The sequence below is a fragment of the Paenibacillus sp. FSL F4-0236 genome, assembly GCF_038000135.1.
Classification (GTDB): Bacteria; Bacillota; Bacilli; order Paenibacillales; family Paenibacillaceae; genus Paenibacillus_AQ.
The window spans coordinates 2,629,650-2,641,456 of record NZ_JBBOBK010000001.1 but is presented as its reverse complement, the minus strand read 5'-3'; the positions used below and the strand labels follow the sequence as shown (position 1 = coordinate 2,641,456).

The 11,807-nt window shown below is 41.4% G+C and carries 11 protein-coding genes; 9 read left to right on the top strand and 2 right to left on the bottom strand.

Going from position 1 to position 11,807, the window contains the following annotated elements:
* Positions 1-48 precede the first annotated feature (48 nt).
* Positions 49-444, top strand: a complete 396-nt coding sequence (locus tag NSQ29_RS11995; RefSeq protein WP_076299760.1) for a cupin domain-containing protein — start codon at positions 49-51, stop codon at positions 442-444.
* Positions 445-485: 41 nt separating this feature from the next.
* A complete protein-coding gene (locus tag NSQ29_RS11990) occupies positions 486-1,466 on the top strand; it encodes an aldo/keto reductase (protein WP_339271403.1) in 981 nt (326 codons plus the stop codon).
* A 141-nt stretch (positions 1,467-1,607) separates the two neighbouring features.
* On the opposite strand, the gene NSQ29_RS11985 is transcribed toward NSQ29_RS11990, so the two are convergent.
* On the bottom strand, positions 1,608-2,384 hold the full coding sequence (locus tag NSQ29_RS11985) for an AraC family transcriptional regulator (RefSeq protein ID WP_341125151.1): 777 nt from the start codon (positions 2,382-2,384) through the stop codon (positions 1,608-1,610).
* Between the two features lie 224 nt (positions 2,385-2,608).
* On the opposite strand from NSQ29_RS11985, the gene NSQ29_RS11980 reads away from it, so the two are divergent.
* Positions 2,609-3,268, top strand: a complete 660-nt coding sequence (locus tag NSQ29_RS11980; protein WP_341125150.1) for a ThuA domain-containing protein — start codon at positions 2,609-2,611, stop codon at positions 3,266-3,268.
* A gap of 24 nt (positions 3,269-3,292) precedes the next feature.
* Entirely contained in the window at positions 3,293-4,396 is a 1,104-nt protein-coding gene (locus NSQ29_RS11975; RefSeq protein ID WP_340969497.1) for a Gfo/Idh/MocA family protein, read from the top strand.
* A gap of 133 nt (positions 4,397-4,529) precedes the next feature.
* Here the strand turns inward: NSQ29_RS11975 and NSQ29_RS11970 are convergent, their stop codons facing one another.
* Positions 4,530-5,003, bottom strand: coding sequence for a MarR family winged helix-turn-helix transcriptional regulator (locus NSQ29_RS11970; protein ID WP_076286766.1), 474 nt, complete (start codon positions 5,001-5,003; stop codon positions 4,530-4,532).
* 152 nt (positions 5,004-5,155) lie between these two features.
* Here NSQ29_RS11970 and NSQ29_RS11965 point away from each other — a divergent pair, with 152 nt between their 5' ends.
* From NSQ29_RS11965 to NSQ29_RS11945, 5 genes are all read left to right on the top strand, one after another.
* Complete coding sequence (locus tag NSQ29_RS11965; protein WP_341125149.1) at positions 5,156-5,740, top strand: DUF3238 domain-containing protein; 585 nt, start codon at positions 5,156-5,158, stop codon at positions 5,738-5,740.
* Between the two features lie 34 nt (positions 5,741-5,774).
* Complete coding sequence (locus tag NSQ29_RS11960) at positions 5,775-6,401, top strand: FMN-dependent NADH-azoreductase (protein ID WP_076299765.1); 627 nt, start codon at positions 5,775-5,777, stop codon at positions 6,399-6,401.
* A gap of 131 nt (positions 6,402-6,532) precedes the next feature.
* On the top strand, positions 6,533-7,669 hold the full coding sequence (locus NSQ29_RS11955; protein ID WP_341125148.1) for an MFS transporter: 1,137 nt from the start codon (positions 6,533-6,535) through the stop codon (positions 7,667-7,669).
* Positions 7,670-7,771: 102 nt separating this feature from the next.
* Entirely contained in the window at positions 7,772-10,231 is a 2,460-nt protein-coding gene (locus NSQ29_RS11950) for a GH39 family glycosyl hydrolase (protein ID WP_341125147.1), read from the top strand.
* 239 nt (positions 10,232-10,470) lie between these two features.
* Complete coding sequence (locus NSQ29_RS11945) at positions 10,471-11,583, top strand: alpha/beta hydrolase (RefSeq protein ID WP_076299768.1); 1,113 nt, start codon at positions 10,471-10,473, stop codon at positions 11,581-11,583.
* Positions 11,584-11,807: the final 224 nt, after the last annotated feature.

The following is an 11,807-nucleotide window of genomic DNA, read 5'->3' as shown; positions in this document are numbered from 1 at the left end:
GCAGTGCACTAATAATCATTAACTATAGGCAGAAAGTAGGAATCAACGATGAAAAATGAACAACTTAGTAGCAGCACTATTTTTCCTTTAGGGGAAAAGGTTAAAGCAAACTTTACGGGTGACGCTTATTTGCAAATGGTGTTTACAGATCCGAAGCCGCTTAATACCGCAATTGGTAATGTAACCTTTGCTCCAGGCGCACGCAATAACTGGCATGCTCATCAGGTTGGACAAGTTCTGTTAGTCACTGGTGGAAATGGCTGGTATCAGGAAGAAGGAAAACCTGCTCAATTGCTCGAAATAGGTGATGTGGTCAACATTCCAGCTAATGTGAGACATTGGCATGGCGCGACAAAGGATAGTTGGTTCGTTCATTTGGCTATGACTCCAGGCGAAACAGAATGGTTTGAAGCTGTCGAGGATGAATGGTTTGAAGCACTGTAAGAACTAAAACTCATTTAAACATAGAAATGGAGGCTTGCTTTATGGAATATATCAAATTTGGAAATACGGGAATGGACGTCTCTCGGATTTGCCTTGGTTGTATGAGCTTTGGAAAAGTGCTGCCTGGAGGGCACCAATGGGTGCTCGATGAGGAGAACAGTCGTCCTATCATTAAAAGAGCGCTTGAGCTCGGCATCAATTTTTTTGATACAGCTAATATTTACGCAAGTGGTTCCAGTGAAGAGATTATCGGACGTGCGCTTAAGGAGTATGCGAATCGGGATGAAATTGTACTTGCCACGAAGGTCTGGGGCCAGATGCGTCCAGGTCCTAATGGTGGTGGGCTTTCTCGAAAAGCTATTATGAGCGAAATAGATAACAGTTTGAAGAGACTTGGGACCGATTATGTGGATCTCTATATCATTCACCGCTGGGATTATAACACACCCATTGAAGAAACCATGGAGGCCTTGCATGATGTAGTGAAGTCTGGAAAGGCTAGATATATCGGTGCGTCTGCTATGTATGCTTGGCAATTCCAAAAAGCATTACATGTGGCCGAGAAAAATAGCTGGACTCGCTTTGTATCCATGCAAAATCACCTTAATCTCATCTACCGAGAAGAGGAAAGGGAAATGATGCCGCTTTGTCAGGATCAAAAAATTGCGGTAACTCCTTATAGTCCTCTGGCATCAGGAAGATTGATTCGCGATTGGTCGGAAACAACACGCAGATCCGAAACCGATCTCATTCAAAAATCAAAGTATGATTCAACCGCTGATGTAGATCGATTAATTGTTGAGCGAGTAGCGTCGTTAGCAGAGAAACGAGGCGTACCACGTACTCATATCGCACTTGCATGGCTGTTGCAAAAAGCTTCTGTAGCTGCTCCAATTGTGGGCGCGACGAAAATTGCTCAGCTCGAAGATTCAGTAGATGCTCTAGCGGTGAAATTATCACCTGAAGAAATTTCATTCCTTGAAGAGTTGTATGTTCCACATCCAATAGTTGGAGCTCAGTAATGAAGACTGGTTAAGCTTGTCACTTAAACGTAGACCTTTTCGCCCTCTTAGTGCATTCGAATATTAAAATAAAGCCGATGATCTAAACCAAAAGATCATCGTTTTTTTGTTTGCTTAATAAGATAACGGACCATGTATCTCTTAACGTAATTCACTTGGAGTCCGTTGTTTAATCTGTTTAAATACTCTGTTAAAGGTACGGATATTAGTGAAACCGCATTCCAGTGCGATATCTAAAATGGATTTGTCTGTGGTCAGCAGCAGCTGTTCTGCTTGGTTGACTCGGATGTTGCTAAGGTATGCAATATAGCTCATACCCGAAAGACTCTTGAAGAAGCGGGAGAAATAAAAGAGGCTCATATTGGCTTGCCTTGCGGCGTCAGCAAGTGTGATGGGATGCATGTAGTTGACGTCGAGGTATTCAAGAACCCCTTGCATAATCTTCATGTTAGTGATGCGCCTTTTATCTTTCTGTGGATTAATCTTATCCAAGGGAACATGCCGTAAAATGAGTCCGCTCCACTCGTGCAAAAGGCCAATGATTACCTGTTCATGATATTCCAGCTTCTGATTATATTCGTCCATAAGTTCCTGCAGGATCTGAGAAAGACGGTTGTTGAAACGCACTTCTTCTTCTCGTATAGCTCGTTTCTCCATAAATGGGGAAGTCAGCCTCACATTCAAAGGCCATCCACCAGGAAAGCCGATTAATGAAGGATTGAATATTACCATCATTATCTTGGAGCTGCTGTCTTTACTGTCATAGTAGTGGATGTCTCCGCTGCTGCATATAGCCATATCTCCCGCTTTCAAGATCCTCGTTTCGGAGTTAATTCCCATCCGAATTGAACCTTCAAATACATAGACTATCTCAAGATCGTTATGCCAGTGGGCTAGAAAATCAATATCATTAGACATTATTACAGTGAAGGGGAAAGTCGAATGGTAAGTTCTATTTTCGTGAAAGGCTTTCATGAGATCTCCTGTTCATGTGGTTTGAATTTTAGGTTCACCTCTAAAACTTAGCAAAAAATGACCATTCCTACAAGTGAAATGGCGAGCACACCTCTTTGATCTGGATTACAATTTCATCAGATGGACGAAAGGTTGATTACATATATAAAGGAAAAGGAGATTGCAGGATGACGAAGAAAGCATTGATTGTAAAAGGTGGATGGGATGGGCATGGACCAAATGAAGTAGCCGCAATTTTTGCTGGCATTCTAGAGGCTGAAGACTTTGAAGTTGAAGTGTCTGATACGCTGGATAGCTTCAACAGTGTAGATAAGCTTACGGATTTAAGCCTTATTGTACCAGTATGGACCATGGGAGAAATCAGTAATGATCAGGTATCCTCAGTTCTGAAGGCAGTAGCTTCTGGAGTAGGAATTGCCGGTTGTCATGGAGGGATGTGCGACTCTTTCCGTAACAATACAGAGTGGCAATTTTTGACCGGGTCACAATGGGTAGCACATCCATTTAACGATGGGGTAGAGTACGAAGTTAATATCATGCATTCTGGCTCCAGTCCCATTGTGGAGGGCATCCAAGACTTCAAGGTGAAATCGGAACAATATTATTTACATGTAGATCCTGCAGTGGATGTCTTGGCAACAACTACGTTTGTAATGAGTGAGGGTGAGCATTCAGCAAATGGTGTCATCACGATGCCCGTTGTATATACGAAGAAATGGGGAAAAGGGAAGGTTTTCTATAATTCACTTGGCCATCATGCAGACGTTTTCGATATACCGGAAGCCAAGGAACTGATGCGAAAAGGCTTTTTGTGGGCGGCTAACTAAAACTGAGATAAGGTGGGAATGATCTTGCGCAAAGTGAAGGTAGGTATAGTCGGCTGCGGTAACATCAGCAGCATTTATTTTGAAAATTTGAACGGGACTTTCGTTAATACTGAGGTTTATGCTTGTTCCGACCTGGATAAAGGTCGTGCAGAGCAAGCGGCGGAGAAATATGGCGTTCCTCATGTATGGACGACAGAACAATTACTTGCTTCGGAAGAGATTGAAATAGTCGTTAATCTAACAACGCCTAATTTTCATTTTGATGTGTGCAAGCAAGCCTTGCTAGCTGGCAAGCATGTGTATGTAGAGAAGCCCTTATCCCTTTCCCTTGAAAATGGCACTGAGCTAGTTCGTCTGGCGAAGGAAAAGAACCTGTACCTTGGCTGCGCACCAGATACTTTCCTTGGAGGCGGTCTGCAAACCTGCAGTAAGCTGATTGCGGATGGTTATATCGGGGAGCCGGTGGCAGCAACTGCCTTTATGCTTTGTCATGGACATGAAAGCTGGCATCCTGATCCAGAATTTTATTATAAAGCCGGTGGAGGACCCATGTTTGACATGGGACCCTACTATCTAACTGCGTTAGTATCTTTGCTAGGCCCAGCTAAAACAGTATGCGGCATCACTAAAACCTCCTTTGCTCATAGAACGATCACGAGCGACAAAAAGTTTGGCAAAGTCATTGATGTAGAGGTGCCCACACATGTTGCTGGAACGATTGAGTTTGACAGTGGCGCTGTGGCAACCATGATTACCAGCTTTGATGTTTGGCACAGTACTTTACCGAGGATCGAAATCTACGGATCGCAAGGAACCTTGATCGTACCGGACCCTAACAACTTTGGAGGGCCGATCCTTTTACGCCCGGCACACAGCTCGGAATTCCAAGAGATCCCACTTATCTACAATTATGCAGATAATAGTAGAGGCATAGGAGTAGCAGATATGGCACACTGCATCGACACGGGGGAGACTCCTCGTGCAAACGGAGAACTCGCCAATCACGTACTTGAGATCATGCATGCATTCCATACAAGTTCCGACTCTAAGCAATATGCTCAACTGGTAACCAGCTGCGAGCAGCCCAAGCCATTGCCGCTGGGCTTAGTCAAAGGGTATTTAGAGTAGTAATTTCCCAGAACAAATACTAAATGTATGCTGCAGATAATCAGCTTTCAAAAAGGGTAGAAGACAGATCTTTAAGTCTTCTACCCTTTTTGGTTTGATGAATCGCAGCATACACCAAATCTTCACCATACACTTACCAGACAGGTCTTGATCTCATAGTAGATTTATCTTCATTTGCTTTATATACAAGTGTTGTTAAATCATCTTTGAGCATCTGCAGTCGTTCAGTACCTATGATTTCAATCCAACGTTGCTCAATCTCAGTTAGTATTTCTTCTTTTGCTTTCACTGCTAACCAACCTCGCTCAGTCAAAACAATGATTTTTCCTCTCTTGTCAGTGGGATGATTTTCGCGAATTACATAACCACTTTTCTCAAGATAATCTACCATTTTACTTACGGCTTGCTTCGTAATTCCTAAATATTCGGCTAATTCTATACCTGTTGCTCCGTTTGGAGCAATACACTTAAACATAAAACCATGTACAGGTCTAATATCTGCAAATCCTAATTCACGCAATCTATCATGTAGTTCATTAATTGATGTACTAAAGGATAATGATAAAAGTGTTGTCAGATCCAATTCACTAAAGACTTCCTGAGTCATACATAAAACCTCCTTAAATAAAGTCAACTTAGTTGACTTTGTACGAAATACATTGTACTATGCGAAAAGTAGTCAATCAAGTTGACTATATTTTCTGTTGTGAAAGAAACAGGAATCACTGAAACAGAATTAATAAATTATGGAGGGTTCTCATGACTAATATTGTTAAAGTTAGAGCAAGTGTATTTATTCCAACACCGTGGACTGATCCTAGGAAGGATGAAGAAACAGGAAACGTAATCCATTTTGAAGGTGACTCACGTGAATTCACACCCTATGCTGTCAACGCTATGCGATCCAGAGTGGAACAAGAAGTAGTTGTAGATTTTTACAAAAAAGATATTTTCACATATGCAAATACTGGTATTACAACAGAAAAAGTCACTACTCCAGATGGTTCTGTTAATAAAAAAACAGGAAAAGCTACTACAGAAGGTATTTTGTGCACTGATATTGTGTGGGGCTCTGAAGACGTTAGGTTTCAAATGAGTGCAAGTGCTAGCAATCCATTAAATGCATTTGCACCTCCAGTTGACTATCTTTTAATAGTTCATATTCAAAAGGATGGTACTGTCAATATGCAAGGAGCACATGATGGATTTCCTTGTTTTGAATTTTATAAACAAGTGAACTTTGGAACGTTCGAACAAATTTATACACATGATTACAGAGTAACTGGTGATACTCCTGAAGCTATGGCTGGAGAAATGGAGTATAGCTTCAAAAAAATATTATAAACAACATAAGAGTGCACATCAGGAGGAACAAGGAATGACAACCGTTTTATTTGTAAAAGCAAACAATCGACCAGCAGATCAGTCGGTTAGTGTTAGATTATTCGAGGCTTTTTTAGCGAGCTATAAAGAATCACATCCAAATGACACTGTAGTAGAGCTGGATTTATACAATGAGGAATTGCCTTACGTAGGTGCAGATATGATTAACGGAACATTTAAGTCTAGTAGAGGATTAGATTTAACAGTAGAAGAAGCAAAAGCAGTAGCTGTTGCTGATAAGTATTTAGATCCATTCCTTGCAGCTGATAAAGTCGTATTTGGGTTCCCTTTATGGAATTTAACCATCCCAGCTGTACTACACACATATATTGATTACTTAAACCGCGCAGGCAAAACATTTAAATATACACCAGAAGGTCCAGTAGGGCTTATTGGAAATAAAAAAATAGTGTTATTAAACGCAAGTGGTGGTGTGTATTCTGAGGGACCAAAAGTTGATTTAGAGATGGCTGTTAAATATGTAACAAGTATGATGAACTTCTTTGGTGTGAAAAATATAGAGACTATTATCATTGAAGGGCACAGCCAATTCCCTGATAAGGCAGAAGAGATTATTGTCGCAGGGCTTGAAAAAGCTGTTAAAGTATCAAGGACGTTCTAACTAACCAAGCGTGTATCAGTCTATATAGGGCAGTACCAACACTTTTATAGCGGTGGTGCTGCTTTTTTATTCGCCTATTTCACTATTTTTGGAGATTACCTAAAGTCGATAGAAAGAAGGATTACATTACAATGGAACGTTTATGGACAAAAAACTATATCATGCTGACCCTTACAGCTTTATTACTATTTAGTGGATTTTATTTACTAATGCCAACATTGCCTATGTTTATCAAACAACTAGGTGGAAGTGAATCTCAAGTTGGATTAATAATTGGAGTGTTTACAATATCGGCAGTAATTTTCCGTCCTATTATTGGAGGATTAATGGATCGGTTTGGTCGACGTGCATTTATAATAAGCGGATTACTTTTTTTTGCTATAACCATGTATTTTTATGATTGGGTAACAGGCATTATATTTTTAGTAATATTACGTATCCTTCATGGAGTCAGCTGGGCAGTTGCTACAACTTCGATAGGAACGGCTGTGACTGATGTTATTCCACAATCTCGTCGTGGAGAAGGAATGGGATGGTATGGACTAGCAATGACATTAGGTATGGCGTTAGGACCAATCATTGGTCTTTGGGTAACAAAATCTTATTCATTTCATTACCTATTTCTTCTATGCACAGCATTAGCTTTGATTGCATTCATTCTTGGATTTGGTGCAAAAATTCCAACAGTTCAAAACACATCAAAAAAACCAATATCATTTTATGAAAAAACAGTTTTACCTATCGCTATCGTTACATTTTTCTTATCATTTACTTTTGGTGGTATTACAACTTTTTTACCACTGTTTGCGGCAAATATTGAAGTTAACACGGGTACTTTTTTCTTAGTGTATGCAGTCACACTTACAGTAATTAGACCACTTACAGGGAAGATATCCGATAAGTATGGGGAAGGGGTCATTATTGTACCTGCTCTTTTCATATTGATAGTCGCACTATTCGTCCTAACAATGACTAAAGGAATTGCTGGAGTGGTTATTACAGCTATTTTGTACGGAATTGGATTCGGATCAGCTCAACCAGCGCTTCAAGTAGCGATGATTCGATTAGCCCCACCAGCGAAAAGAGGTGTAGCGAACGCTACATTCTTTACTGCTTTTGATTTAGGAATTGGTTTAGGAGCTATACTACTTGGATTTGTTTCACAGCTTATGGGATATCGGATGGTATTTATTACTTGTGCTATATCTGGGTTTATTAGTCTGGTGCTTTTTATATTGATTGTAAAAAAGACACTAAAAACAACCTGAACCTTCGTTATCAATAAGACAGTAAACTTGATTTCATGGGTTTATATGATAGGATTTTGGATGAGGCAAGGCTCTATTAAGATAAAGAATAGGAGGTTAGGTATGCAAGAAAATACATTGATAGCCTCGGATTTCAGGTTTTCAATTAATCTCCCTGAAGACGCTATCGCTTCCTGGCATCAAGAACTTGAGGTAATGTACATCTTGCAGGGAACTGGGGTACTACAGTTGGATGACAATCAGTTTACTTATGAAGTTCAGCAGGATGACATTATTGTATTGAATAGCTACCAACTGCACGCTTTAAATATGAAAGGTTCGGGCAAGGCGCTATCGCTGTTTATCTCGCCGGCATTTTTGGCAGCTTTTTGTCCTGAGATTGAAAGTATAATTATAGAGTGTAAGTCTTTTCTATACCCTAAGGACGAACAAGCTCGCTTTAATGTAATCCGAAGTGAGTTCGCCAGTGTATTCCAGGCCTATTACAAAAACGAATCCCGTTTACCTATACTAATGCGTAGTCGTGTAGGTGTACTGCTGAACAGTCTAGTGCATACTTTTCTGGAGCAGAACAAGCAGAAGGATCCCTCCAAATCCTCAAGTAAGGAAAGATTGCGCAAAGCAACCGACTATCTCCACCGACATTATCGGGAAAATATTACTCTGAGTGGACTAGCCTCTACTATCTATTTAAGTAGCTCCTACCTGTCCCATTTATTTCAGAAACAGCTAGGCCTTACTTTTACTGCCTACCTTACAAATGTCAGACTGAGTCAGGCAGTGGCACTTCTTCGTAGTGAAAGAACGATCACGGACATCGCCTCAGAAGTTGGATTTCCAAGTACCAACGCTTTGATCGACGCCTTCAAACGGCGCTTTGGTGTTACACCAGGGCAATACCGTCTAGTAAATGAGCATGATGCGACAGATCCACAGGAGAACAGAATGGTCACAGCGGGATTTTCGACCGATTTCACTTCACTAATGCGGCATTTGCATCACAACGAGCACTCCATTGTCCAACCTCAGGTCAATGAGGGATATGATCTTCATGTGGACACTGGCCGTAAGATTCGGACGCTGAGTCATAACTGGCGGACGTTGATTAATGCAGGTTACGCCAAGGATCTGTTGAATGGCGCGGTACAGGCGCAAATACGAAAGCTGCAAAAGGAGATTGGCTTTCGCTATATGCGCTGCAAAGGTTTGTTAGACGATGACATGATGTTGTATGTCAGGAAAATGTCTGGTAGCGCAGATTATAACTTTGTTTATGTAGATGAGGTGCTGGACTTCATGCTTTCAGTGGAGTTAAAGCCTTATGTTGAATTTAGTTATATGCCTTCTGCATTAGCGAGGGAAGCCGTGTTTCCATTTAAGAGGCCAAGTATCCTTTCTATGCCTGAGCATCTAGACAAATGGCTCGACCTTGTGACTTCCCTTATTAGGCATTTCATTGATCGGTATGGGATTGAGTCCGTGCGGGAATGGAGATTTGCTCCTTTTGTGAGTCCAGAGTTTTCAGGATATGGTGTGTTTACCATGGAAGAATACTGGGTGCTTTACCGTGAAACCAGCCACGCCATCCGTGCTATCGATCCGCAGCTACATATTGTTGGTCCAGGAAGCAACATTGATTCTAGTAATTTTATCAGCGAATTCCTAGTGTCTTGCAGTAAGGGGAATTGTTTGCCCGACTCTCTGGCTCTACGTGCTTATCACAGCATCTTACCGGGTCAGGAAGACACTGGTCTTCAGCTCATGGCAGAGGATGAAGCTTTTCCACTTGCGGTAAGCGGCGATGAACAGTTTATGAAACACGCGTTACATAAGGTCAAAAAGCTGTTGCGTCAACGTGGTTTCGCTAGTCTGCCTGTAATTCTTGAAGAGTGGAGTAATAACATATGGCAGCGTGATTTGTGTAATGATACCTCCTACAAATCTGCTTTTCTTTTCAAAAATATTCTGGAGAATTACGACCACTTTGAGGCTATGGGATACTGGTCGCTCAGTGACCATATGGAGGAAATTGTTCCTTCGTCGGATCTTTTTCATGGCGGGTTTGGTTTATTCACTCGCGGAGGTTTGCCCAAAAGCTGTTATCGGGCGCTGCAATTGTTGCGTTATGCAGGAAGCGGTCTGATAGCTGAAGGTGATGGGTATTTTATAACTTCCTCGAAAGGTGAAATACAGATATTCCTATATAATTATTGTCATTATGATACTCTATATCGCTACCGTCATACCATTCACTTGACTCAAACCGAACGTTACAACGTGTTCAATATACGCAATACCCGTCAGTATCACATTCGTCTAGACGGCTTAACGACGGGTGTTTATACAGAGCGAAGGTATTCAGTAGGTCCGGCTGGGGGAAGCGCCTTTGATGAATGGTTGAATATGGGGGCACCTAAGGACATGCGTCCAGAAGAATGGTCTTATCTTGAAGGTCGGTCCCTGCCGTTATTTCAAATACGTTCGCTGCAAGTGACAGCAAATTTTGTGGTAAATGCTGTTGTACAACCACATGAGGTACAAGTGATTAGATTAACACGTTAAATAGAGAATAGTATAACAAGGATGACTTTAGTGTTGTCCTTTTTTGTTTTTTATATTGTATTTTTGCTCTCGACATCATTTTTGAAATCGCTTTCAATAATAATGATAAAAGAAGGATATAACAAAAGAAATAATGCGATATTTTTTCTGCAAACCCAAACCTATAATTGAGTTATGGCAACCAATACAAATCGCCGCAAATCATTTTACCATACAACATTTGAAAAGGAGTAATCATCATGGAACGTAAATATTCGCAACAGCTTCTTACATCGATGCTTGAAAGGCAACATGTAATTAATGAAAATGGACTGGATATCCTGATTAAGCCTATTCCTGAAACCGATGAGCCTGGTGTGCTGGATCCTCGCTTTTATCAAAGTATGGAGTCAATCCTAAAAGGTTTCAAGGGAATGCTGGTTAAGATGATGTTGAAAGGCAGCCGAAAGAAAAATATCCAAAAAAGTGCAGCTCAAATGCGCAAGATGATGAATGGCGTGAACAGCATTCCGATTACTGAAGGTGTTGATGTGAGGCATGCTACCGTTCAAAACGGTGATGTTGCTGTCCCGGTGCGAATTTACACTTCGCAGAAGAAGAGTGGAGAGTTGCAGCCAGTGTTCTATTACATCCACGGAGGCGGTTTCGTAGCAGGAGGACCCGAAGTAGTAGAGGAGATGTGCAAGCTTGTGGTTGCAAATACGGGCTGTGTATCGATTCAGGTTGATTACCGCTTAGCTCCGGAGAACCCATACCCCGCTGGGCTCGACGACTGTTATACCGTGTTGAAATGGATATATGCTCACGCCGAAGAATTTAATGGTGATCCGAATCGCATCTGTATTTCCGGTGATTCTGCAGGTGGGAATCTAGCCACGGTATGCGCAATGAAAGATCGGGATGAAGGAACGCAGATGGTAAAGGCACAGGCACTACTATATCCAAGCGTGGACGCAGCAGGTATGCAGGAACATATGCAGCGCAGAGATGTTTATGAAATATCCCCTTCTCAGGAAAAAGAAATTAGATCTATATTGGATCTGTTGAGCGGTGGTTTAGGAACTGTCGGCTTAGGTGAATATCTGGGCGTGCCCGATGATACAATCCCTCATGTGAGCCCGCTGCGAGGAGATCTGAAAGGGATGCCGCCTGTCATTATTTTGTTTGGCGAATATGACTTTCTGCGGATTGAGGATGATGCATATGCCTTAAAGCTGAAGGAGTCGGGCGTCAAAGTGAAAACGGTACGGTACAAAGGACTTTCTCACGGCTTTGCCGATCAGGTGGGGGTCACACCGCAAGCGGAAGATAGTTTGATTGAAATTGGGAATTTCATGCTGGAGAATGTGTAATAAATTATATTCAAAAGCCGCTCATTGCGGCTTTTTTTATTGTTCTGAAATTACTATTAAATCTTGTCATCAGGCACATTCATGCTCCGGCTATATTGTAAGATTAGACCTGTCGTCATTCAAATGAGTGTTAACCACTCTACTGAATTATCTGGCTTAATATGCTAAGCTTTATATAGTAGAGCATTATACTGCTATAGATCAGTGATCACCATAATAGGAGT